This is a genomic window from Paramesorhizobium leguminum (assembly GCF_003217235.1).
GTDB lineage: Bacteria > Pseudomonadota > Alphaproteobacteria > Rhizobiales > Rhizobiaceae > Paramesorhizobium > Paramesorhizobium leguminum.
The window spans coordinates 48542-72951 of the sequence record NZ_QJTF01000003.1; the positions used below are offsets into that span (position 1 = coordinate 48542).

23 protein-coding genes and 1 tRNA gene are annotated in these 24410 nt (G+C 59.9%); 10 read left to right on the forward strand and 14 right to left on the reverse strand.

Annotated features, from left to right (window positions below; genetic code table 11):
- Positions 1-175: 175 nt before the first annotated feature.
- Both C7477_RS03220 and C7477_RS03225 read right to left on the reverse strand, forming a co-directional pair.
- Positions 176-1900, reverse strand: coding sequence for an ABC transporter ATP-binding protein (locus C7477_RS03220; protein ID WP_110748928.1), 1725 nt, complete (start codon positions 1898-1900; stop codon positions 176-178).
- Positions 1901-1942: 42 nt separating this feature from the next.
- A complete protein-coding gene (locus tag C7477_RS03225; protein WP_110748930.1) occupies positions 1943-3043 on the reverse strand; it encodes a siderophore-interacting protein in 1101 nt (366 codons plus the stop codon).
- A 409-nt stretch (positions 3044-3452) separates the two neighbouring features.
- Here C7477_RS03225 and C7477_RS18880 point away from each other — a divergent pair, with 409 nt between their 5' ends.
- On the forward strand, positions 3453-3659 hold the full coding sequence (locus tag C7477_RS18880) for a hypothetical protein (RefSeq protein WP_181418325.1): 207 nt from the start codon (positions 3453-3455) through the stop codon (positions 3657-3659).
- Between the two features lie 11 nt (positions 3660-3670).
- On the opposite strand, the gene C7477_RS03230 is transcribed toward C7477_RS18880, so the two are convergent.
- From C7477_RS03230 to C7477_RS03280, 11 genes are all read right to left on the reverse strand, one after another.
- A complete protein-coding gene (locus C7477_RS03230; protein ID WP_110748932.1) occupies positions 3671-3901 on the reverse strand; it encodes a hypothetical protein in 231 nt (76 codons plus the stop codon).
- A 31-nt stretch (positions 3902-3932) separates the two neighbouring features.
- Positions 3933-5147 carry a precorrin-6y C5,15-methyltransferase (decarboxylating) subunit CbiE gene (cbiE, locus tag C7477_RS03235; RefSeq protein WP_110748934.1) on the reverse strand — a complete coding sequence of 405 codons (1215 nt, stop codon included), beginning with the start codon at positions 5145-5147 and terminating at the stop codon, positions 3933-3935.
- Positions 5148-5186: 39 nt separating this feature from the next.
- Complete coding sequence (cobT, locus tag C7477_RS03240; protein ID WP_110748936.1) at positions 5187-6209, reverse strand: nicotinate-nucleotide--dimethylbenzimidazole phosphoribosyltransferase; 1023 nt, start codon at positions 6207-6209, stop codon at positions 5187-5189.
- A 247-nt stretch (positions 6210-6456) separates the two neighbouring features.
- Positions 6457-8250 (reverse strand): single-stranded-DNA-specific exonuclease RecJ, encoded by a 1794-nt coding sequence (gene recJ / locus C7477_RS03245; protein ID WP_181418341.1) that lies wholly within the window; start codon positions 8248-8250, stop codon positions 6457-6459.
- A gap of 89 nt (positions 8251-8339) precedes the next feature.
- Positions 8340-8747, reverse strand: coding sequence for a type II toxin-antitoxin system VapC family toxin (locus C7477_RS03250; RefSeq protein ID WP_110748938.1), 408 nt, complete (start codon positions 8745-8747; stop codon positions 8340-8342).
- Positions 8744-8977, reverse strand: coding sequence for an AbrB/MazE/SpoVT family DNA-binding domain-containing protein (locus tag C7477_RS03255; protein ID WP_110748940.1), 234 nt, complete (start codon positions 8975-8977; stop codon positions 8744-8746). Before C7477_RS03255 ends, C7477_RS03250 begins: the two co-directional genes overlap by 4 nt.
- An 83-nt stretch (positions 8978-9060) precedes the next feature.
- A complete protein-coding gene (glpX, locus tag C7477_RS03260) occupies positions 9061-10047 on the reverse strand; it encodes a class II fructose-bisphosphatase (RefSeq protein ID WP_110748942.1) in 987 nt (328 codons plus the stop codon).
- Positions 10048-10212: 165 nt separating this feature from the next.
- Positions 10213-11532: a homoserine dehydrogenase gene (locus C7477_RS03265; protein WP_110748944.1), complete on the reverse strand. Its 1320-nt coding sequence runs from the start codon at positions 11530-11532 to the stop codon at positions 10213-10215.
- A gap of 48 nt (positions 11533-11580) precedes the next feature.
- Positions 11581-12801 carry an LL-diaminopimelate aminotransferase gene (locus C7477_RS03270; RefSeq protein ID WP_110748946.1) on the reverse strand — a complete coding sequence of 407 codons (1221 nt, stop codon included), beginning with the start codon at positions 12799-12801 and terminating at the stop codon, positions 11581-11583.
- Positions 12802-12891: 90 nt separating this feature from the next.
- On the reverse strand, positions 12892-13122 hold the full coding sequence (locus tag C7477_RS03275; RefSeq protein WP_110748948.1) for a CCDC90 family protein: 231 nt from the start codon (positions 13120-13122) through the stop codon (positions 12892-12894).
- 59 nt (positions 13123-13181) lie between these two features.
- Positions 13182-13529, reverse strand: a complete 348-nt coding sequence (locus tag C7477_RS03280; protein ID WP_110748950.1) for a hypothetical protein — start codon at positions 13527-13529, stop codon at positions 13182-13184.
- A gap of 119 nt (positions 13530-13648) precedes the next feature.
- On the opposite strand from C7477_RS03280, the gene C7477_RS03285 reads away from it, so the two are divergent.
- A complete protein-coding gene (locus C7477_RS03285) occupies positions 13649-15493 on the forward strand; it encodes a PHA/PHB synthase family protein (protein WP_110748952.1) in 1845 nt (614 codons plus the stop codon).
- A 263-nt stretch (positions 15494-15756) separates the two neighbouring features.
- Positions 15757-16788 carry a YcbK family protein gene (locus C7477_RS03290; protein ID WP_110749369.1) on the forward strand — a complete coding sequence of 344 codons (1032 nt, stop codon included), beginning with the start codon at positions 15757-15759 and terminating at the stop codon, positions 16786-16788.
- Positions 16789-16805: 17 nt separating this feature from the next.
- On the opposite strand, the gene C7477_RS18700 is transcribed toward C7477_RS03290, so the two are convergent.
- The gene (locus C7477_RS18700) at positions 16806-17069 is read right to left on the reverse strand and encodes a hypothetical protein (protein ID WP_146226054.1); all 264 of its coding nucleotides are present in this window, start codon (positions 17067-17069) and stop codon (positions 16806-16808) included.
- A 186-nt stretch (positions 17070-17255) separates the two neighbouring features.
- Here C7477_RS18700 and C7477_RS03295 point away from each other — a divergent pair.
- The 7 genes from C7477_RS03295 (at position 17256) to C7477_RS03325 (ending at position 24294) form a co-directional block, all read left to right on the forward strand.
- Positions 17256-17331 (forward strand) — tRNA-Glu (locus tag C7477_RS03295).
- A 94-nt stretch (positions 17332-17425) separates the two neighbouring features.
- Positions 17426-18145 (forward strand): DNA/RNA nuclease SfsA, encoded by a 720-nt coding sequence (sfsA, locus tag C7477_RS03300; RefSeq protein ID WP_110749371.1) that lies wholly within the window; start codon positions 17426-17428, stop codon positions 18143-18145.
- A complete protein-coding gene (gene map, locus C7477_RS03305; RefSeq protein WP_110748954.1) occupies positions 18145-18972 on the forward strand; it encodes a type I methionyl aminopeptidase in 828 nt (275 codons plus the stop codon). Before sfsA ends, map begins: the two co-directional genes overlap by 1 nt.
- A gap of 95 nt (positions 18973-19067) precedes the next feature.
- Entirely contained in the window at positions 19068-19811 is a 744-nt protein-coding gene (radC, locus tag C7477_RS03310; RefSeq protein WP_110748956.1) for a RadC family protein, read from the forward strand.
- A 316-nt stretch (positions 19812-20127) separates the two neighbouring features.
- A complete protein-coding gene (locus C7477_RS03315; RefSeq protein WP_245411713.1) occupies positions 20128-20937 on the forward strand; it encodes an ATP-binding cassette domain-containing protein in 810 nt (269 codons plus the stop codon).
- Positions 20938-21115: 178 nt separating this feature from the next.
- Complete coding sequence (locus tag C7477_RS03320; RefSeq protein ID WP_110748961.1) at positions 21116-22882, forward strand: FG-GAP repeat domain-containing protein; 1767 nt, start codon at positions 21116-21118, stop codon at positions 22880-22882.
- A gap of 125 nt (positions 22883-23007) precedes the next feature.
- Positions 23008-24294, forward strand: coding sequence for an MFS transporter (locus tag C7477_RS03325; protein ID WP_110748963.1), 1287 nt, complete (start codon positions 23008-23010; stop codon positions 24292-24294).
- The last annotated feature ends 116 nt before the right edge of the window (positions 24295-24410 follow it).

Consider the following 24410-nt stretch of genomic DNA (forward strand, 5'->3'; position numbering starts at 1 on the left):
TGCCGGGCATCTCCCCCTCAAGGGGGGAGATTACGCCTTCATGAACGCTCGGAACCAATTGCAAACGTCGCAAAATGGAAGCGGAAGGATGTGTCAGCCAATCTCCCCCCTTGAGGGGGAGATGTCCGGCAGGACAGAGGGGGGTGAAGTGCCCCGCAGCGCCCGTAAACCACCCCTAACTCCCCGTAAGCTCAAACTGCGCATCATGCAGCCGACGATAAACCCCTCCGGCAGCAATCAAATCTCCATGCCGCCCCTGCTCCGCCACCCCAGTCTCATCCACCACGACAATACGATCCGCATTCCTGATCGTCGCCAGCCGATGCGCGATTACCAGCGTCGTCCGCCCCGCCGAAAGCTCCGCAAGCGATTGCTGGATCGCCCGCTCGGTTTCGGTATCGAGCGCCGAGGTCGCCTCGTCGAGAATGAGGATCGGCGGGTTCTTCAGGAACATGCGCGCAATCGCCAGGCGTTGCTTCTGGCCGCCCGAAAGCTTCACGCCGCGCTCGCCGATGATGGTATCGTATCCAGCAGGCAGGCTTGCAATCATCGCATCGAGCCGCGCGCGGTGCGCCGCCGTCTCAATCTCCCGGTCGCTCGCATCGAGACGGCCATAGGCGATGTTTTCGCGGATCGAGCCGCCGAACAGGAACACGTCCTGCTGCACGATGCCGATTTGCTCACGCAGGGAGGCGAGCGTCATCTTGCGGATGTCCACGCCGTCGATGCTGATCTCGCCCGCATCGATCTCATAGAAGCGCGGCAGAAGCGAGCAGAGCGTGGTCTTCCCGGCCCCTGACGGGCCGACAAAGGCCACTGTCTCGCCCGCGCGGATTTCCAGATCAATATCGCGCAGCACCTTTTTGTCGGCGCTGTAGCCGAAGGTGACATTGCGATAGCGGATATCGCCGGTGAGACCCGATACGGCAACCGCATCCGGCGCGTCGACGATGTCCGGCTCGGTATCGAGAAGCTCCGTATAGCGGCGGAACCCGGCGATGCCCTTGGGATAGGTCTCGATGACCGAATTGATCTTTTCGACCGGGCGGATGAATACGCCCACCAGCAGCAGGAAGCTGATGAACCCGCCATTGGTCAATTGCCCGTGCAGCACGAACCATGTCCCCGCCAGCATGACGATGAGCTGCGTCAGCCGCATCGACATGTAGGAGAGCGACGTGCTTGCCGCCATGATGCGATAGGCATCGAGCTTGGTCTCGCGGTAGCGGCTGTTCTCGCGCGCGAAGAGCTTGCGTTCGTACTCCTCGTTGGCAAAGGCCTGGACGACGCGCATGCCGCCGACATTTTCCTCGATGCGCACGTTGAAATCGCCGACGCGGCCATAGAGCGCCTGCCAGGTGCGCGTCATGCGGCCGCCATAGCGGCTCGTCAGCCACGCCACCAGCGGCACGACCGCCGCCGTAATCCATGCCAGATGCACGTTGATCGAGAACATCAGCGCGAAGGCGCCGAGAAAGGTCATGATGGCGATGAAGAGGTCTTCCGGCCCGTGATGCGCGACCTCGCCCACCTCCTCCAGATCCTTGGTGACGCGGGCGATCAGATGCCCCGTCTTGGTGTTGTCGTAGAAGCGGAAGGAGAGCTTCTGCAAATGGTCGAAAACCTTGCGCCGCATCTCCGTCTCGATGTTGATGCCGAGCATATGGCCCCAATAGGTCACCACCGCCATCAACCCGGTATTGACGAGATAGACAATCAGCAGCCCGGCGGAAGCGAGCAGGATCAGCGCCCAGTCCTGCCCCGGCAGGAGATGATCAACGAACATCTTGATCGCCATGGGAAAGCCGAGTTCCAGAAGACCGGAGAGGACGGCGCAGCCGAAATCGACAAGAAAAAGGCCCTTGTAGGGCCTGTAATAGGAGAAGAACCGCCGGAGCATGGGTCAGGAACCTGAATTTATCCGGCGGGGAATCGCCGGATATCAGTTGTCGTCTTTGTCACGCCTTGCATTATCGCCATCAAGGCCGCGGCGCCAGTAGGCAACGACAAGATGGTCCTGCCGGTCGAGCTTGCGTTCTTTACGTATATAAGCGCGGATAGCGCGGAAGGCCGCGAACTCGCAGCCAGCCCAGGCGTATACGCGTGTGCCGTCATCGGGAAATTCCACCGCGCGCACCGCATCGGCGAGCAGCGCGGTCGTCCCTGCTTCCTGTCCATTGCGGTGAAGCCAGACCACATCGATATCGGCATCGGAGCGCAAATCCTGCTCTTCCGCCGCGCTATCCACCTCAATGCGCACCACGGCTTTCACATGCGCGGGTAGGCTTTCCAGAATGCGGCCGATGGCCGGCAGCGCCGTTTCATCACCGGCGAAGAGATACCAGTCCGCATCGCCCAGAGCGCTGCCACCGGGACCGGTCATGCCCACCAGATCGCCCTCTCCGGCCTTCAGCGCGAAGGAAGAGCCCGGCGTCTCGTCACCCTCGTGGATGACGATGTCGATATCGACCTCGCCTCTCTCCACGTCGATATTGCGGATCGTATAGACCCGGTTGACGAGCTTGTTCTCGCCCTCCGGCCAGAGCGGACGCCCGTCCTCGCCGGTGACCGGCCATTGCGGCGCAGCCACGCCCTTTGGCGGAAAAAGCAGGCGCACATGCAGCCCGCCATGCGCGAAGCGCTCCATATTCTCGCCCTTGAGCGTCACGCGGCGCATATGCGGCGTGATATTGCGGGCGCAGACGACGCGCATCTCGCGGAAATAGGGCAACGGCGAGCCAGCCGCGCCATCGCCGCTCCAGACGATCCTCGGCGTCTCGCCCTCGGCGAATTCGAGGACATGCTCGGCAACGGCATATTTCATATAGGCAAGGCCCGTATCGTCATCCCCTTCGGTATGGAAGGTGAGACTCACATCATCGGCCTCCACCACGGCGCGGCCATAGGGCAGCGCAAACTCGCCCCGCCGCTCCGTCATGGTGATATCGGCGTGTTCGGAGAAATGGTCGAGAAGTTTACCCATAAGAATATGAGGCTGCGAAAGCGTGACGCGCGTGGTGGCGCTCAAACGGCTATGCTGCATGGCAAACTCCCCGAAAATCCGATGGGATAGGTATGCGGCAGAATTAGCTCAAGATAACATGACGACGCAAGTCATGTTTTTAAAATCGGATGAATTTTATCAGGATTGCCGCTCGCGGGGATTAATCAGCGAGAACCGAGATTTATTCGGTCATGGAGCGCTTGTCCTGATACTCTATCCATAACACGATCACCCAACCAAGGACGACAATGACGAGCGAAGATTACGAAGGCAAATAGCTGCGTACCAGTCATGGCCTCAGCGCCGGGAATGCTTAGCGTCTGAATGCCTACTCTGATATTTGGCCCAAAGCAAAGCGCCGTATCCGCCAGCTGCTACTAGAACTGGCAAAACGAAGAGATAAAAAATCTGAGCAGCCGTCATATTCTTTCTAACGACCGGAACGGCTATGGAAGTGTTTATCGTACCAAATCCAGCCAAAGCAGGCCACGGCGACCAGAATTGGGAAAACCCACCACATGAAAATTTGTTGTGTCATGGAGCATTACCGGCGCGGATGCTTGGGGTCAGCGCGCTTGTTCTGATACTCGGTCCAAAGCACAATCACCCAGCCAAGGCCAGCGATGACGAGTGGGAGAATTACGAAGGCAAATAGCTGCATACCAGTCATTCTACCAATCCTCCAAGGATGCGTCTTGCTCCCAAATGTAAGGCAAAAGCGCTGAAAAGCCAAATGCCGACCCCGATAATAATCGTCGATGATCGGACTGGCGTTGTTGCCACATTATAAAAAGCAGCAGCGATCGGGGCCAGAACACCGACGGTAAACGACGATGTGGCCGCCGTGTTGAATGCGTTCGCCAGCAGTTTTATCCGCTCGTTATGAATCAACGACATTTCCCCCTCCCACTATATTCCCCATCTCATCTTACCTCATCAGCTTCACCGCCGATAGCATCGTCACCGGCAGGGCCTGACGCCAGACGTCGAACTCGCCGAGCGGAGCGGCATGGCTCACGCTAAGCCGCGTCAACTCGCCGCCCACCTTTTTCTGCCATTCCACCAGCATCATTTCGCTTTGGATCGTCACGGCATTGGCGACGAACCGGCCGCCGGGCTTGAGGCTTCGCCAGCAGGCCTCCGCCACGCCCATGTCGGTGAAGCCCCCCCCGATGAAGATCGCATCCGGCGCCTCCAGCCCTTGGAGCGCAGCGGGCGCCTCGCCTTTGACCAGTTCGAGCCCGGGCACGCCGAGCGCCAAACGGTTGCGCTCGATGATCCCCTGCCTTCCCGCATGCGCCTCGATGGCGATGGCGCGGCAGGTCGGATGCGCGCGCATCCATTCGATGCCGATGGAACCGCAACCCGCGCCCACATCCCAGAGCAATTCACGCGGCATCGGCGCAAGCCGGGCGAGCGTTGCGGCCCGCACGTCGCGCTTGGTCAGCTGCCCATCATTCTCGAAGGCGGCATCGGGCAATCCAGCTACGGGGGAATAAAATATCGCCTCCACCCCTCCCCGGCATTCGACGGCGAGCACATTGAGATCAGCGGTGCGTTCATGCACCCAGCCGCTCGCGGTGCCTTCGATACGGCGCTCCCTGGGGCCGCCCAGATGTTCGAGGGCGGTTATCAGGCTTTCGCCGAAACCGCGCGCGGCGAGAAGCCCCGCCACCTCACCCGGCGTTCCGCCATCATTGCTTAGGATCAACAGCCGATTGCCGGGCTGGATATGGGCATGGATGATTTCCAGCGGCCTGCCATGGACGCTGAGCATTGTCGCGTCCTGCAAGGGCCAGGCCATTCGCGCCGCAGCAAGCGAAAACGACGAGGGAAACGGCAGGATATGCATTTCCTGCGGCGGGATATGCCGCGCCAGCGTTGCCCCCATGCCGTAGAACATGGGATCACCGCTCGCGAGCACTACGACCGGCTTGCCGTGATGGGATAGGATCATGTCTATGGCAGCGGAAAACGGCGTCGGCCACGCGATCCGCTTTCCCTTGATGTTCCCGTCGAGAAAATCGAGATGCCGCCTGCCACCGAAAATGACTTTGGCATCGGCAAGAGCGTCACACGCGGCGCGGCCCAAGCCTTCCACGCCGTCTTCTCCGATGCCGATGATCGTCAGCCATGGCGCCATGTCGCTTCCAGACCTTACAGTTGCTTCAAGGAGCTATCTTCAATTCGCCTTGCCGCTCACGCCTGCTTGCTCGAAGGTGGCCATGCCCGTGTGACAAAGGGCGGCGGCCTTGACGATGCCGGCGGCGAGTGCAGCGCCCGTGCCCTCGCCAAGCCTCATGTCGAGATCGAGCAACGGCTTCTTGCCGAGCTTTTCCAGCACCCGGCGATGGCCAGGCTCCGCCGACACGTGGGCGAACAGGCAATGGTCGATCGCCGCCGGATTGGCCGCATGCAGGATCGCGGCGGCGGAAGTCGCCACATATCCGTCGATGATGACAGGCACCTTCTCCATCCGCGCGGCGAGGATCGCTCCTGCCATGGCGGCGATTTCGCGCCCACCCAGCCTGCGCATCAGTTCCAGCGGATCTTTCAGATGGCTGCGATGCAGCCCCACCGCCGCGCGCACCGCCGCGACCTTGCGCTTTAGCACTTCGCCATTGGCGCCTGTGCCGGGACCGGCCCATTCCTCAGCCGTCCCGCCATAAAGGCCATGGCAGATCGCCGCCGCTATGGTGGTATTTCCGATGCCCATCTCGCCGATGCAGAGAAGATCAGTGCCGCCGGCAATCGCTTCCATGCCGAAAGCCATGGTTGCCGCGCAGGTCTTCTCGTCCATCGCCGCTTCCTCCGTGATGTCGCCAGTCGGAAAGTCCAGCGCCAGGTCGAATACTTTCAGACCAAGATCGTAGGCGATGCACATCTGGTTGATCGCCGCGCCGCCTGCGGCGAAGTTCTCCACCATCTGCGCGGTCACGCTTGAAGGATAGGGCGAAACGCCCTTGGCCGTGACGCCATGATTGCCGGCGAAGACGGCGACTAGCGGCCGCGTCACCTGCGGCTTTGCCCTACCCGTCCAAGCGGCAAGCCAGACGGCAATTTCCTCCAGCCGCCCGAGCGATCCGGCAGGCTTGGTCAGCACGGCATCGCGCTCCCGCACGGCCTGCGCGGCGCGTTCGTCCGGCCCCGGCAGATTGCGGATCAGTTCGCGGAAATCGTCGAAAGGCAGGCCGGTCGTCGTCATTCTGAGAATCCTGAAACTTGAAATCGTGCGCGTTCTATAAGCGCTTGGCCCGAAATTTCAAATGATGCTGCTGTTATTGTTTAAACAGAAATGGATCCCTTCACCCCCGTGGTTCGAGGCTCATTCCGCTTCGCTCCATTCACACCTCACCATGAGGGTGAAGGGTGCCGGCGCTTTAGTAGCCCTCATGGTGAGGTGTGACCCGAAGCTTGCGAAGGGGAGCCTCGAACCACGAGGGCGCCGGGCGCTACACAGCGAGCGCCGCGTCCAGAATACGGATCTGCGTCGACGACGATCCGTTCCAGTGGTTGATCGCCAGATTGCCCGCGACGTGGATCGTCTGGCCCGAGCGGTTCAGGAGAAAATCGCCAAGCGCGCTTCCGGCGGCGCGAAACGCGATGGCGTTGATGCGCTTGCCATCGGCGCCCGCAAGCGTCGCGCGGATATGATCCTTGCCGACGACATTCGCGCCCACGAGCCGGTGATGCGGCAAGGCAAGCACCGGCTGCGGATGGCCTGAGCCGTAGGGACCGGCCTTTTCCAGCGCGGCGTATAGCGTTAATGTTGCGCCCGAAGCGGAAAGCGCGCCGTCGATGGCAAGGCTATGGTCGCCGCGCAGCTTCGCCACCGCCGCGCTCGCGGCCTCTTCGAAATAGGCGCGAAGGCTACCCAGTTTCTCCCGCTCCACCGTGATGCCCGCCGCCATGGCGTGGCCGCCGCCTTTCACGAGCAGGCCCTTCTCCACTGCGCCGCGCACGATGCGGCCCAGATCGAAGCCGGTGATCGAGCGGCCGGAACCGGCGCCGGTGCCGTTCTGGTTGAAGGCGATGGCGAAGGCGGGACGCCGCGTCCGCTCCTTCAATCTCGCTGCGATCAACCCGACAATGCCCGGATGCCAGTCTTCGCTCGCCGTGACGACGATGGCAGGTCCCTCGCCGCCCCGCATTTCCATGGCGGCTTCAGCTTCCGCTTGCGCCAGCATCTGCAGTTCCATCGCCTGGCGTTCCTGGTTTAGCCGGTCGAGCTCCTGGGCGATGCGCTCAGCTTCGACCGGATCGTCCAGCGTCAGGAGACGACTTCCAAGCCCGGCATCGCCGATGCGTCCGCCGGCATTGATGCGCGGACCGATAAGAAAGCCCAGGTGGAAATTATTCAACGGTTCGCCAATGCGCGAGACCCGCGCCAGCGCCGCCAGCCCGGCATTCTGCTGCGCCCGCGCCACCAGAAGCCCCTTGACGACGAATGCCCGGTTGACGCCCTTGAGCGGCACCACGTCGCAGATGGTCGCCAGCGCCACCAGATCGAGAAGGCTCAGAAGATCAGGCGCGCTGATATCGCCGGCGATACGCCGTTCGCGTAAAGTCCGCAGCACCTGCACCAATGTGAGGAATACCACGCCCGCAGCACACAAATGCCCCTGCGCGGAAATATCGTCATCGCGATTGGGATTGACGATTGCGAAGGCCGCCTGCGGCAACGCACCGCCCACCTGATGGTGGTCGAGCACCACAACATCGCTACCCGCTTCCCGCGCTGCCTCGATAGCCGCCGCGCTGTTCGTCCCGCAATCCACCGTGACGATCAGCGATGCGCCTTGCGCTGCGAGTTCGCGCATGGCTTGCGGGTTCGGGCCGTAACCTTCGAAGATGCGGTCGGGAATATAGATAGCATTGGCGATATGGTAATGGGTCAGGAATCGCGACAGCAACGCGGAGGAACAGGCGCCATCGACATCGTAATCGCCAAAGATCGCCACGCGCTCGCGATTGGCTATTGCCGAGGCGATGCGTTCCGCCGCTCGCTCCATATCGGTCAGGAGCAGCGGGTCGGGCATCAGTGACTTGATCGTCGGCTCGATGAATAAAGGCGCATCGTCGAGCGAGACGCCCCGCCCCGCCAGCACCCGCGCCACCAGATCCGGCATCCCATGATTCTGCGCAATCGCCAGCGCGGTGTTGGCCTCGCGCAGTCCCAACCGATCGACCCATCTCGATTCGGTGGCGGACCGGCTGACGCCGAGGAAGAAACGGTCTTGGATCAGGGCGGCGGAACTTGTCATGCTCCGTTCAAACATGAGAGGCGGCATTCATGCAATGCCGCGTCGGGGAAATTCTCTGTTAGCTGCGAGGATCAGGACAAACTGGGAGCAATCAGCGTAACGGTCGGAAAATAATTTTTATAGCGGCGGACGTCACGGGTCAGCAGCGGGAGCTTCTGGACTGCGGCATGCGCGCCGATAAAAAAATCCGGTAGGACACCTGTCCGTACGCCGCCTGCCCTGCGATATTGAGTGAAAGCCTTCCCAGCCAGAAACAGCGCTTCGCGGGGAACAGGCTCTACTTCAACACCGACCACCTCAACAAAATCATCCAGATTTCTAGCAGACTCATAACGGGAAGCAAGCTCGGCATAGACCACATCGTTGATCAATAACGGCCCGGTTAGCTGCGCTATTTCAAATTGCTCACGTGACCATGCCAGCCAATGAGGATCCAACGTTGCTATATCCAAAAGAACGTTGGTATCGACGAGGATCACGACCCACCGCGCATCAGTTCCATGATTTCGTCGGTGGTCGGTCCCGGTCCGGCATGACCGAGAGCCTTCTCAATCCGGCTCGGTATCTTTTTACCGTCCGCCCGGACAAGCACAACCTGCCTGTCACTATTAAGACTAAATACCAGCTCGGTGCCCGGAGTGAGTCCAAGGAAGTCCCGAACGCCTTTCGGGAGGGTGATCTGGCCCTTTGCCGACACTTTCGTAGTCATATTTACACCTCAGGTAATGCCTTATGAAATAAGGTATTACCTTGCCGGTGAAAACTCAATGTCGGATCATTTGGGACCGAGTCCTAGAACTTCGCCATGTCCTGATGGCGCGCCTTGATTTCGCGCACGGTCTGGGAATAGGCGCGCATGACGATGGTGTGCGTCTGGATATAATCGCGGGCGAATTTCACGCCCGATAGCATGTTGCCGTCGGTGACGCCGGTGGCGGCGAACAGCACATCGCCCTTCGCCATCTCTTCCATGGTGTAGACCTTTTTCGGGTCCGAAATGCCCATCTTCGCGGCGCGTGCGATCTTCTCGTCGGTGTTGAGCTGCAGCCGGCCTTGCATCTGCCCGCCGATGCAGCGCAGCGCCGCCGCCGCGAGCACGCCTTCCGGCGCGCCGCCGATGCCGAGATAGATATCGATGCCGGTCTCGTCCGGATTGGTCGTGTGGATGACGCCGGCCACGTCGCCGTCACCGATCAGGCGGATCGCAGCGCCCGTGGCGCGCACTTCCTCGATCAGGCGGGCATGGCGCGGACGGTCCATGATGCAGGCGGTGATTTCATGGACGGGAACGCCCTTCGCCTTGGCGATGGCATGGATATTGTCGGTCGGGGAAGCATCGATATCCACCACGCCCGCCGGATAGCCCGGGCCGACGGCGATCTTTTCCATGTAGACGTCGGGCGCATAGAGCAGGTTACCCTTCTCGGCGATGGCGACGACCGCCAGCGAGTTGGGCAGGTTCTTGGCGCAGATCGTCGTGCCCTCCAGCGGGTCGAGCGCAATATCCACTTCCGGCCCCTGCCCGGTGCCGACCTCTTCGCCGATATAGAGCATCGGCGCCTCGTCACGCTCGCCCTCGCCGATCACCACCGTCCCGGTAATCGGCAGGCGATTGAGCTCCTGGCGCATGGCATCCACCGCCACTTGGTCCGCCGCCTTCTCATCTCCTCGTCCCCGCAACCGCGCCGCAGCCACCGCCGCGCGTTCCGTCACGCGCACGAGTTCGAGGGTCAGGATGCGGTCGAGACCGTGCGAAGTCTGGTCAGCGGTTTTTGCCATGTGGGAACGTCCTACTCGAATTTCGTTGCTGCACCTGCACTGAAAAGCGGACCATAACAGTGCTCTGCAAACCTTTTGTCAAAGTCGCAAACGTGCTGCAAGGGCCGGACTAGCAGAATTCCGGCACAGCTAAAATCTTAATCGATTAAATGGGTTAGGCCTTGATCAGCCCGCCCGCTCGATGCGGATCATCTGCGGCTTGTCCATCAGAAAGCCGTCGCGCAGAATGGCGTCGAGGGCTTTCTTCACCGCCGCTTCGGTCGTCTCGTGCGTCACCAATATCACCGTCTTGCTGGTGGCGGAGTCGGCGCCATCCATGGGTGGGCGCTGGACGATGGATTCGAGCGAGATGTCGTTTTCCGCCATGCGCTTGGCAATGGCCGCGAAGGCGCCGGTGCGGTCCGCCACTGTCAGGCGGATGAAATAGCCGCCAGCGTGGGAGCGCATCTGCGCCCTCTTATAAGGCTTCAGCGCCTTTGCCGGGGTGCCAAACACAGGCCCATGCTGGAAGCCGGGGCGGCTCTTGGCGATGTCGGCGATATCGCCCAGCACGGCTGAGGCCGTGGCATTTCCGCCCGCGCCGGGGCCGGAAAGCAGGAGCTCGCCCAACAGATCGGTCTCGATTGCCACCGCATTCGTCACGCCATGCACCTGCGCGATGACGGATGACGTCGGCACCATGGTGGGGTGAACGCGCTGCTCGATGCCGGTATCGGTCTTCTGCGCGACGCCCAGAAGCTTGATGCGATAGCCGAGCTCATCGGCGGCATGGATATCGGCGAGTGAAATGTTGCTGATGCCTTCGAGATAGATATCATCGGCGGCGATCTGCGTGCCGAAGGCGAGGCTCGTCAGCAGCGCCAGCTTGTGCGCCGTGTCATTGCCCTCGATGTCGAATGTCGGGTCCGCTTCGGCATAACCCAGCCGCTGCGCGTCTTTCAGGCACTCCTCGAACGATATGCCCTCGTCCCACATCCGTGTCAGAATATAATTGCAGGTGCCGTTCATGATGCCATAGACGCGCGAAACCGTGTTGCCGGTCAGCGATTCGCGCATTGCCTTGATGACCGGAATACCGCCCGCCACCGCCGCTTCAAAGTTGAGCAGGACGCCCTTGTCCTCGGCGATCCTGGCCAGCGCGACGCCATGCTTGGCAAGCAGCGCCTTGTTGGCCGTCACCACATGATGCCCGGCTCTGAGCGCCGCCTCGACCGCCGCCTTGGCGGGACCGTCCTCGCCGCCAATCAGCTCGACGAAGACATCGATGTTGTCCGATTTCGCCAGCGCGACGGGGTCATCAAACCACTCCACGGCGGAAAGATCGATCCCGCGATCACGGGAGCGGTCGCGGGCCGAAACGGCCGTGACGACCAGTTCCTTGCCGCATTGGCGGGTCAGCATTTCGGCCTTGTCGCGCAAAATGCGCAAAACCGAACCGCCCACGGTGCCGAGCCCGGCAACGCCGATCCGCAATGCATCACTCATGATCTTGCCTCTGAAACTATATAAACATCAGTCCGTTGCATCGCCGGATCAACGATGCGCCTCAAGCGGAATGACGTTGTGCAGGTTTTCTTCCTTCGTGGCAAGGAAGCGCTTGATGCTGCGCGCAGCCTGGCGAATGCGGTGCTCATTCTCGACCAGCGCGATGCGGACGTAATCATCGCCATGCTCGCCGAAGCCGACGCCGGGGGCGACCGCGACATCCGCCATCTCGATCAGGAGCTTGGAAAACTCCAGCGATCCGAGTTTCCGGAAGCGTTCCGGAATCGGCGCCCAGGCGAACATCGTCGCCTCCGGTGACGGAATATCCCACCCTGCCCGCGTAAAGCTGTCCACCAGCACGTCGCGGCGGCGCTTGTAGATGGCGCGCACCTCGGCGATATCGGCGCCGTCGCCATTGAGCGCGGCGGTGGCCGCCACCTGGATCGGCGTGAAGGCGCCGTAATCGAGGTAGGACTTCACCCGCGTCAGCGCCGCGATGAGCCGCTCATTGCCGACGGCGAAGCCCATGCGCCAGCCGGGCATGGAGAAGGTCTTGGACATGGTGGTGAACTCGACCGTCACATCCATCGCGCCCGGCACCTGCAGCACCGAGGGCGGCGGCGTATCGTCGAAATAGATTTCCGAATAGGCGAGATCGGAAAGGATGATGAGATCGTGCTTGCGCGCAAAAGCCACGACATCCTTGTAGAAATCGAGCGTGGCGACATGCGCTGTCGGATTGGACGGATAGTTGAGAATCAGCGCCAGCGGCTTCGGGATCGAATGGCGAACGGCGCGCTCCAGCGTCGGGATGAAATTGTCATCGGGCTTCGCCTGGATCGAACGGATGACGCCGCCGGACATGATGAAGCCAAAAGCATGGATCGGATAGGTCGGATCGGGGCACAGTACCACGTCGCCCGGCGCGGTGATCGCCTGCGCCATGTTGGCGAAGCCTTCCTTGGAGCCGAGCGTGGCGACAACCTGCGTGTCCGGATTGAGCTTCACGCCGAATCGGCGGGCATAATATTGCGCCTGGGCGCGGCGCAGGCCGGGAATGCCCTTGGAAGCGGAGTAACGGTGGGTACGGGGGTCCTGCACGGCCTCGCACAGCTTGTCGACAATGCTTTGCGGGGTCGGCAGATCGGGATTACCCATGCCCAGATCGATGATATCAGCACCGGCGGCTCGCGCACTGGCCTTCAGGCGATTGACCTGTTCGAAGACGTAAGGCGGCAAGCGGCGAATTTTGTGAAATTCTTCAGACATCGTTATGGGTCCGGTGCGGGTTGAAAATACCAAACCGGCTATACACCGGTTCGCAGGAAGGGTCGATCCGGTTGATTATTGCAGGGGTAATTATTTTAGGACAAGTGGCAAGGCTGCGAGAAGAATCCCGGTGGCGGTAGCAACTATGCCACCGACGGCAATAATTAGCCTAAGCTCTGTAGCCCGCAAGTCGCTTCGTGTAACCAGTTCCGGCATGACATAATCCCTTACGGCTTTTGCATGCGCATCTGCCTGTTTGGCGTCAACGCCACTTTCCTTGAGGCGTTCGGAATAGCCAAGTGTATCAAAAGTGATCGCCATTTAAAAGTTCCCCCCTTTGGCCCGTCCCTACCCGCTCATTCCTTTGGCTGCAAAAACGATCAGTTGCTCCCCGTTTTCTCAATTTCCTCAAGCGTCTTGGCTGCGTCTTCCTGAACCTGCTTCCGGACATTATTCACTTGCGCGCCCGTCGTCGCCCGCGGAGCGGGAATTGCCTGCTGCCGGCGCTGGTCGGCTTCAAGCTCAGATTTCAGGTTTTGTGTGTCCTGAGCGGTGAATTGGGTGGTGGCACCCTTCGGCATGTGACCGAATGTGGGCCACGCGCCGGTATTGGCTGCGCCCGCCTGCGGCGCGCCCTGAAACTCCGGCCCTCCAGCGCAAGCAGTGAGCCCAGCCAGGGAGAGAGATATCAGAATGAAGCGGCCCGACAGCCTGATACGCTGTGACATGGTATCCTAATCCTCGTTATCCCTTGCCGAAATGGCGGCCACAATCTTGGGTGTTGAATCGGTATCGTCAACCCGCGATACTATGTCAACAACAGGTATCGGAGGAAGAGGGGAACTTCATGGCTGATACTGGGTATCGCAACGACGGAAACGCGAGCGATGAAAACGTGGGCCACCCCACCATTGATGATTATCTCATCAAGGATCCCGAGAGTTTCGCACTCAACCTCGCCCGTATGATAGAACAGGCGGGAAAGGCTGCCGCCGCTTGGGCCGAGCCGCGCGAGAAAGGCCTGAAAAACGGGGATGCGGACGAACCGCTGACCGATATGGTAAGGACACTATCCCAATTTTTGGAATTTTGGCTCTCCAATCCGGCGCGGACGCTCGAGGCGCAGACCCGTCTCTTCTCCAGCTTTCTGTCGATCTGGACAAACTCCATCCGCCGCATGGCGGGCGAGACGGTCGAACCGGTCGCCATACCGGAGCCTAAGGACAAGCGCTTTCGCGACGAAGATTGGGTGAAGAACCCGTTCTTCGATTTCCTCAAGCAAGCTTATCTCATCGCCGGCAAGTGGGCCGACGATCTCATCGAAAAGACGGACGGGCTGGACGACCACACAAAGCGCAAAGCGGCCTTCTATGTGCGCCAGTTCGTGCATGCCGCCTCGCCTGCAAACTTCGTTTTCACAAATCCGGAACTGTTCAAGGAGACCGTCGCCGCCAGCGGCATGAACCTCGTCAACGGAATGCGGATGCTGACCGAGGATATCATTGCCGGCAATGGCGACTTGCGGCTGCGCCAGGCTGACTATCGCCATTTCCGGCTGGGAGAAACCGTGGCGACGACACCCGGCAAGGTGGTTGCGCGCAACGATCTGGTGGAAATCATCCAGTATGCGCCGGCAACGGAAGAGGTTTTCAAGCGCCCTCTCCTCATCTGCCCGCCATGGATCAATAAGTTCTACATCCTCGATTTGACGCCCGAAAAATCCTTCATCCGCTGGCTGGTCGCCCAGGGACACACGGTGTTCGTCATCTCCTGGGTCAACCCGGATGCGCGGCACGCGAAAAAAGGCTGGGAAGCCTATATCGAGGAAGGCATTCTTTTCGCTCTCGACACCATCGAGAAGCGAACCGGCGAGCGTAAAATCAATGCCATCGGCTATTGTGTCGGAGGCACCCTTCTCTGCGCCGCCCTCGCCCTCATAGTGAAACGGGGCGACGAGCGCGTCAAAACCGCAACCTTGCTCACGACCCAGGTGGATTTCGAACATGCGGGCGATTTGAAGATCTTTGTCGACGAAGAGCAAGTTCGCGCGCTGGAAGCGGCAATGGCGAAGGACGGCTATCTTGACGGAACAAAAATGCTAGGTGTTTTCAACATGTTGCGCTCAAGTGATCTCATCTGGCCTTATGTCGTTAACAATTACATCAGGGGCAAGGAACCGGTGCCCTTCGATCTTCTCTATTGGAATGCCGACGCCACGCGCATGAGTGCAGCCAACCATTCCTTCTACCTTCGCAACTGCTATCTCGAAAATCGACTGTCACGCGGCGAGATGGTTCTGGGAGGCCAGGAAATTTCGCTGAGGGATGTCGGCGTTCCGGTCTACAGCCTCGCCGCCAGGGACGATCATATCGCACCTGCGCCTTCGGTCTTCGCCGGCAGCCGGTGTTTTGGCGGCGACGTCACCTATGTACTCGCAGGCTCAGGGCACATCGCCGGCGTCGTCAACCCGCCCGATAGGCGCAAATATCAATATTGGACCGGCGGCAAGCCGGAAGGCGCCTATGGCGACTGGCTGAATGATTCGCAGGAACATGCCGGATCATGGTGGCCGCATTGGCAGGAGTGGATAGAGACGCAAAGTAGGAAAAAAGCGGACGCTCGCCATTTCCAGCCCGGCGATCCTGATCTCATTGATGACGCCCCGGGGGCCTACGTCCGGATGCGGATTTGACCCCCTCAACAACCATCGGGCTACGGCAGGTTGCGATTTGGTTAAAAAATCATTATTAACCCCAACTAGTTGCCTTTTGGGCAAGCATTAAATCCGGGAATCGATTCTGCTTCTCGGACCTTCGACAAGGGTTTTTGCCCTCAAAGACAACCCGTCCGGTTCGGTTCATGCCGCTCCGGAATGAAAATCCGGGGGATGCGTTGAGCGGATTGAAAAAAAGCGCGGGGGCTGAAAAAGCTCGCTCCTTTGCATGGCTTGTCGCCATGCTAGCGGTTTCCGTTGCTGCCTGCACCGCCACCGGATCCAGTGTATCGCCCCAATTAGGCCCGCAGGGCGGTGGGCTCGTAGCCGAGACAATGGCAAGCGTGGTTGAAGGCGCGAAACAACAATCGCAACCCGCCTCAGCCGATACACCTCCCGCCCCGGAAGGCGGCACTGTCCTTGCGCTCGCCGCCGAGCCGGCAAATCCGCCGGCAAATCCGAATGAAAAGAACGCGCTCCAGACCGCCGCGGCGGCGGCTCTACCAGCCGCAACCGCGAGCGCTATTCCCCTTCCCGCTCCCTCACCTGCAAGCGCAGCCGCCGGGCAAAGCCAGAATGCGCAAGGCATCACGCAATTGCCGGCAAAAGGCGTTGAGATGGTCGCTTATACAGGCGCGCCGCGCCCGATGACCTTCGCCACCCCTGCGGTCGATACCGCAGCGGACGACTCGCTCATGCGCCTCTATGTCGATAATCCTTCGCGCAAGGTCGAGCGTGAAAAGCGGCTACAACCGAAGAAATCGGCGCGCGAACACAATTATACGCTGCCCGGCGTGCGGCAAGATCTCGGCTTCGAGATCAAGCGTCGCTCCAGCCTCGATGATGACAGCGATATCGATGTGCACGAAGAGGACGGTTCGGCGGTAAGGCTCGCATCCGCGGGCGGCCTTGGCCGCCTTCTCCCGCGCGGGCTGGAGAAACAGCGCGCATCGGTCGATACCGCCTGCCTCAAGCCGCGCCTGGTCTCCATGCTCAAGACCATCGAAGGTCATTTCCGGCGTCCGGTCATCATCACCTCCGGCTATCGCAGCCCCTCATACAATCGGCTTGTAAGAGGCGCGCGGCGCTCGCTGCATATGCTTTGCGAGGCGGCGGACATCCAGGTCGAAGGCGTCTCGAAGTTTGAGATTGCTCGCTTCGTTCGCGCCCTGCCCGGCCGCGGCGGCGTCGGCACCTATTGCACGACTGACTCCGTGCATGTGGACATCGGACCGGAGCGTGACTGGAACTGGCGTTGCGGGGCCAGACGTTAAGTCTGATCACCCCTGCGCTATTTCCCCCAAGCTGCGACGCTCGCCATTGGCGTCAGGTCTTCTGTCTCGGATCGCAGGTGGCCGGTCAGTTTCTTTCGGTCGTCGTCACCAGGATTGCACTCCTGTTTAGTGCCTGGAATATAAAATTTTCCGTCAGGGGATGGGTTTGTTCCTCCATCGCACCCGGGTATTCCGTCGCCGGTTCTTCCAAGTCCGAAATTCACAAACATGGTTCCGGTGGCGAGAGTCGCCACCAAAACTGTCGCTGCAAGGGTCTTCATTTCCAAACTCCTGATTAAGCGGAGCAAACCAACGCCGGATGCGGCGGAAGGTTGCGTCACTTCCGCGTTGCAGTGCCGTCGCCAAACGCCAACCCGTATTTTTTCGCGACCCATATTTTTTTACGAAATGTCATTTTAGCAGTTGCGGGAAAAAAACTTCGCCTCTATAAGCCCAATCACTCGCGGGCGCCCATCGTCTAGCGGTCTAGGACGCCGCCCTTTCACGGCGGAAACAGGGGTTCGATTCCCCTTGGGCGTACCAATCTTTTCAGGCGCTTACGCCCGCGAGTTCCATTTCTTCCTTATATACGCAGCAAGAAGTATACCGCGTTTCGCGGGCATGGTAATTGCTGTTCATGCAGTTTACTTTACCCATGGTCTCCGGGCGGCTCGAACGCCGTTACAAGCGCTTCCTCGCCGATGTCACGCTCGATGACGGGCGTTTCATAACCGCATCCGTACCGAACACCGGCTCGATGCTGGGACTGAGCGCGCCCGGCTCCCGCGTCTGGCTCAGCGTGTCGGACGGGTTGAAACGCAAATATGCCCACACGCTGCAGATCGTCGAAGCGGACGGAACACTGGTCGGCATCAATACGGGCCTGCCCAACAGGTTAGCCGAAGAGGCGATCCTATCAGGGCTCCTGCCTTCGCTGGCAGGGTTTGCAAATCTCAAGCGCGAGCAGAAATATGGGAAGAACTCCCGCATCGACATTCTGCTCACCGATCCTGCCCGGCCCGTAACCTATGTGGAGGTGAAGAACGTGCATTTCATGCGCACGCCCGGCCTCGCCGAATTTCCCGATACGGTGACGGCGCGCGGCGCGAAACATCTGGACGAACTGGGCGACATGGTGGAAGCTGGACACCGCGGTGTTATGCTGTTCGTCATACAGCGCAACGATTGCGCCAGTTTCCGCGTTTGCCGTGATCTTGATCCGGTTTATGTCAAGGCATTCGAACGGGCGCATACACGCGGGGTTGAGGCTTATGCGATTCGATGCCAAATAACGCCGGAGGGCATCCTTGCCGATAGCGCGGTGCCGATCGATGGAACGGATATGAAAGCTGACTGATGGTTACCTATATCGACGCTGCCGCAAGCGCGCCTCTGAAAAACACCGGCCAGATCCGTCTTTATGACGCGGAGGCCTTCGAAGGCATGCGCAAGGCCTCTCAATTGACGGCGCGCTGTCTCGATGAGCTTAACGCAATCGTCCGCCCCGGACTGCCGACGAATGAGATCGACCGTTTCGTCTTTGAGTTCGGCGCGGATCACGGCGCGGTTCCCGCCACGCTCAACTATCGCGGCTTTACCAAATCCACCTGCACCTCGATCAACCATGTCGTCTGCCACGGCATCCCCGACGACAAGCCGCTGCGCGAGGGCGATATCGTCAATATCGACGTGACCTATCTTCTCGACGGTTGGCATGGCGATTCGAGCCGCATGTACCCCGTGGGCGAAATCAAGCGCGCCGCCGAGCGCCTGCTTGAAGTGACGCATGAATCGCTGATGCGCGGCATCGCCGCCGTCCGGCCCGGCGCGCGTACCGGCGCCATCGGCGCGGCCATCCAGGCTTACGCCGAAGCAGAGCGCTGCTCCGTCGTGCGCGATTTCTGCGGCCATGGCGTGGGCAGGATCTTCCACGATGCGCCGAACATCTTGCACTATGGCTCACTGAGCGAAGGCGTGGAAATGCGCGAAGGCATGATCTTCACGATCGAGCCGATGATCAATCTGGGCAAGCCGCATGTCAAAGTCCTTTCGGACGGATGGACCGCAGTTACCCGTGACCGCTCGCTTTCCGCGCAATATGAGCACTCGATCGGCGTAACGAAGGACGGATGCGAGATTTTCACCGCCTCGCCCGCTGGAATATTCGGCCCGAAGCCTGTTTAAGTGCAGGAAAGGAGTTGACCACCTCCAAGCTTATTTGGCTTATTCTCAAATACGTATAGATCCAGCTGTTCATTTTCTTCGGGGGGCGACAACGAATGGCGGGCGATAAAGATCGCAAGCAAGGCTTTCACGAGGAAAGCACGCCGGCCAAATTCGAAGAGAGCGCCCGTCCGCATTATCAGGGGCATCGCGAGCGGCTGCGGCAGCGCTTTCGCGAAAATGGCGGCCATGCGCTTGCTGAATACGAATTGCTTGAACTCCTGCTGTTTCGGTCTGTTCCCCGCGCGGATACCAAACCGCTCGCCAAGGCGCTGCTCGCCCGGTTCGGCTCGTTTGGCGAAGTTCTCGGCGCGCCGGAGCGCCTTCTGGTGGAGGTGCCGGGCTGCGGGCCGTCGATCGCGACCGACCTGAAGATTATCGCCGCCGCCGCGCAGGCCATGGGCAAGAGCGTTATTAAAGGACGCGAAGTGCTCGCCTCCTGGAGCAAGGTTATCGAATATTGCACCGCGGCCATGGCCTATGAGGATCGCGAACAGTTTCGCATCCTCTTTCTCGATAAAAAGAACGGGTTGATCGCCGACGAAGTGCAACAGGTCGGCACGGTCGACCATACGCCTGTCTATCCCCGGGAAATCATGCGCCGGGCGCTGGAACTTTCAGCTTCCGCCATTATTCTTGTCCACAATCACCCATCGGGCGACCCCACCCCGTCGCGCGCCGATATCAGCATGACGAAAACGATCATCGATATCGCCAAATCCCTCAGCATCGCCGTTCATGATCACATCATCATCGGAAAGAACGGCCACACAAGTTTCAAGGCGCTGGATTTGCTATAGGTGCCGAGCAGCCTAATTCCGGGGATTGCACGGCAATTCGAATGCGCAGCGATTGTTCGCGTTCAAGGAAACGAATTTTTCCGTGTCACTGCTTACCAGCGCGGCAAACCCCGCCGCGAACGCGGCAAATATCAGGCATACGACAGTAAGTCGGATTACCATCAGGCTTGTCCTCAAATTCGCCTGCTCCTCCAACAATTCTCCAACTATGATCTTAACATCAAGTTCCAGAATATGTTAACGAACCACCGTTCTCTTCTTTAATAGTTAACCAGTAAATGAGCTGAGCATGAGCTTTCTTAGTCCCCGATCCACGATGGCCGCGTCCGGACAGTCGGCGGGAATCGCTCCGGACATTCTCTACGAGCTCGATGCCGTTTCCTTCGCCATTGCGGAGCGGCAACTCCTGCACCCGCTCACCCTCACTCTTCCGGCGCGTCGCGTCATCGGGCTGATCGGTCACAACGGCTCGGGAAAATCCACGCTCATCAAGCTTCTCGCTCGCCAGCAACAGCCGGCCAGCGGCGAGGTGCGCTTCGAGGGCACCGCGTTGGACAAATGGAATGACAGGCAATTCGCCCGCAAGGTCGCCTATCTGCCGCAGCACACGCCGCCCGCCTCGGGAATGCTGGTGAAGGAGCTTGTCGCGCTTGGCCGCTATCCCTGGCATGGGGCGCTTGGGCGCTTCAGCCAGATTGACCGCGAGAAAGTCGACGAGGCGATAGAATTGACCGATATCGCGCCCTTCGCCGATCGTCTGGTAGACACGCTTTCCGGTGGCGAGCGCCAGCGCGTCTGGCTCGCCATGCTTGTGGCGCAGGATGCGCAATGCCTGCTGCTCGACGAGCCGATATCGGCCCTTGATGTCGCGCATCAGATGGAAGTTCTTTCCCTCGTGCATCGCTTGAGCAAGGCCAAGGGTATCGGCGTCCTGGTGGTGCTTCACGACATCAACATGGCCGCGCGCTTTTGCGATGAGCTGGTCGCGCTTCATACCGGTCGCCTGATCGCGCGCGGCACCCCCCAGGAAATCATGGTCGCGCAAGAGCTTCAGCGCATTTACGGAATTCCCATGGACGTGATTCCGCACCCGGATTCAGGCATTCCCGTCAGCTTCGTGAAATAGCTGGAAGTTGTCAGCTGCCGCAGGCGACATTGCGGCACGGGCAGCCTTGCAGTAACATTTTCTTCACCCTAAAGTTGCATAATTTATTGAATTACGCGTTATGCGTGATATACCTCTTTACGCTTTTTAGCAAACCCAACCAAATTATTAAAATGCACTTCATTGCAGAGGAAGAATTATGCCTATTCCATCATCTTATGCCAGGCTAGCCTGGGCATTGCCGCTCGTATGCGTGGCGGCGGCTCCAGCGGTTGCGCAGACCACGACCTCAACGAGCCTTTTCGCCTCGCCGAATCCGGTGCAGGCTGGCGGGAAAATAACCCTGACCGCCGCGGTTACCGCCAATCTGGGCGGCATCAAAGTCAGCGCCGGAACGGTGGATTTCTGTCGCGTCGATGTCACTGGTTCGACGCAATGCTCTCCGACCGACCGCATCGGCTCTGCCCAGGTCATAAATGGCCAGGCGTCACTTGTCACCATCCCTTATATCGGCCAACCGAGATATGTGGCGCGCTATAGAGGTACGAAGCAATATAGCGCCAGTATCTCGCAGTACCAGGTTACCGTTAATGGTTCTTTTCCCACCCAAACCTCAATCGGTACGCCCACGGGTTCCGGCCCATACACGTTGCCCGTGACGGTGACCGGCATCACGCAGTCCACGACAACATACCCGACCGGGCAGATCAGCATTATCGATACGAGCAACAACAATAACGTACTTGCCACTGCCCTGCTTACAAAAGGGCAGTACGGGATTCAGTCGAATCAGCAAATCTATCCCGTCGGCACATTGCCCAATTCACTCGTCGCGAGCGATTTCAATCGCGACGGCGTCACCGATTTCGCCACGACAAATAAAACCTCCAACAATATTACTGCCTATTTCTCCCAGGCTGGAGGAACCTTCTTCCAGCAGACATACAACACCCTCTCGAGTCCCTACCCAATTGCATCAGCGGATTTCAATAATGACGGCTACATCGACCTTGCCGTCGGCGCTCCCGGAAAAATCGCCGTTCATATCGGATTTGGGAGCGGCTTCCAGTCAGGCCCAGTCAGTGTGGGAGCTTCCGACTTCGCGGCAATGGCGCCTGGCGACTTCAACCTGGACGGAAACATTGACCTCGCTGTCGTCAGTTCAACCGCGCCGGAAATTTACCTCGGCGATGGAACGGGCAAATTCACGGCGGTCTACCCCTCGATACCGGGCAACGACACAAGTGAATTTGCCGCCAGCATCGATGTCGGTGACTTCAACAAAGACAATCATCTCGATGTCATCGTACCTGGCGGCACTGCGGGAAATGTCTGGATCCTCTTCGGCCGAGGCGATGGCAACCTCGACGCCTCTAGAATTGTGATCGGCGGCACCACGGAGACGGTAGCCGTGGCGGACTTCGATCTGGATGGTAACCTCGACTTCGTGGCAGGTGTAAAAGGCACGAATGGCGAAGGAGGGGCGGTCATTTGGCAGGGGAACGGTGGTGTGTTCCAACACCGGGAGACCCTGCCCATAGCCAACGGACGGAACGTCTCGGTCACGGTAGGCGATTTCAACGCTGATGGATGGGCCGATATCGGCGAAACCGATTATTCGGCGGATGCAGGCGGTTCTCCCAGCCAGGCGCAGATTTTCCTTGCTACCGGACAGCCATGGGGTTTCAAGCCGCCTTTCACCTTCGCGCCGGGCCTGTGGCCACGCTCTCCGGTGGTTGGCGATTTCAACGGCGACGGCTTCAGCGACCTCGCCATTGCCAATGCGCATAGCAACAACGTAACGGTAGCCACCGTCCAGCCCACCATCACGGCGAAAGCGACGGCGTCCGTTCCCGTACCGGCCGGCGCCGGCACGCACAATGTCCTGGCGCGCTATCCCGGCGACTCGCGGTTTGCGGCTAGCGAGTCCAGCACGATACCCCTCACCGGCAAAACGCAGCCCTGACGATCGTGCAGAGACCATGGCGGCGGGCTTCATGCCCGCCGCCTCATATCATTCAACACGAAGTTGTTATCATCCCTTACGGCACGTTCTGTTATCTTATATCACCGCTGGATATGGATAACGCCATGATCGATGTCCTCGAACACGCGACCGAGCCAACCGCAGGGCTGGGTCCTTCCGCGCGCACTCTGATCGCTTCGGTTCTCGGCAACGGCCTCGAATGGTTCGACTTTGTCAGCTATGGCCTGTTTGCCGAATTGATTGCGCGAGCCTTCTTCCCCGAAGCCCAGCCGGGCATGGCATTGGTCCTGGCTTTTTCAGTTTTCGCCATCGGATTTGTCGTCAGGCCTCTAGGTGGAATACTCTTTGGCCTTTATGCGGATCGGGCCGGACGCCGCTCCGCCCTCACGGTGATAATGGCGGTGATGGCGGCGGGAAGCCTGATCTTGGCCCTCGCCCCTTCCTATGTGAGCATCGGACTTGCCGCGCCGATTCTTATCCTCACCGCGCGCATCCTTCAGGGTCTTTCAGTGGGCGGAGAATTCGCCAGCGCGTCGGTCTTTCTGGTGGAGCACGCCCCGCCGGGGCGCCGCATGTTCTACGGCAGTCTTCAAATGTGCTCGCAGGGCGTCGGCGTTCTTGTCGCGTCCGCCTTTGCATTCGCATTGCAAAAGAGTCTGCCGCCCGACCAGCTAGCCAATTGGGGATGGCGGATCCCGTTTTTCGTCGGCGCCATGGTCGGGCCGTTCGGGCTTTACCTGCGTTGGCGGGTGGCCGAGACGCCGGAATTCGTCAAACAGATTCGCCGTCGCGCTAAAATCCCGCCCCTCTCCTCCCAACTGCCCGCCCTGCTTTGCGGGATAGGCCTTGTCGCGGTCGGCACCGCCATTTCGCAACTCTGGCATAGCTATCTATCCGTCTATGTGGTGCGAGAGCTTCATCTGCCGCGCAGCGATGCTTCCCTGGCGCTCACTCTGGCAGGTATCGTTGAGGTATGCACCTATCCGCTGGTGGGCCTGCTTGCCGACCGCGTCGGCGCGTTCCGGGTCTTCTTCTGGGGAGCGACCGTTTACCTGCTGATCGCCTGGCCGCTCTATGCTTTCATGTTGGCCGAGCCGAACCTGTCTCGCCTTCTCATGGGCCAACTCGTGGCAAGCCTGCTTTTCGCAACAATATCCGGTTGCCATCCGGGACTTTTGGCGGCGCTCTTTCCGGTAAGCGTCCGCTCCACGGGCGTCGCGCTATCCTATAACACCGCTGTGCTTGTTTTCGGCGGCCTTGCCCCCGCGACGGTGACGTGGCTCATCGAGGCAACCGGCAGCCCGATGATGCCCGCCATCTACCAAATCGCCATCGCCATCTTTTCGCTGGCTCTCGTCGCAGCCACCATGCATGGCCGCCGATGGGGTTGAAACCCGGCAAATCATTGATTCTGGTGCCCCCGGAGAGACTCGAACTCCCGACCCCCTGATTACAAATGGTGTCCAAGTGGCGCAACTCAGGGCTTTTTCATCCTCATGTCGCATTT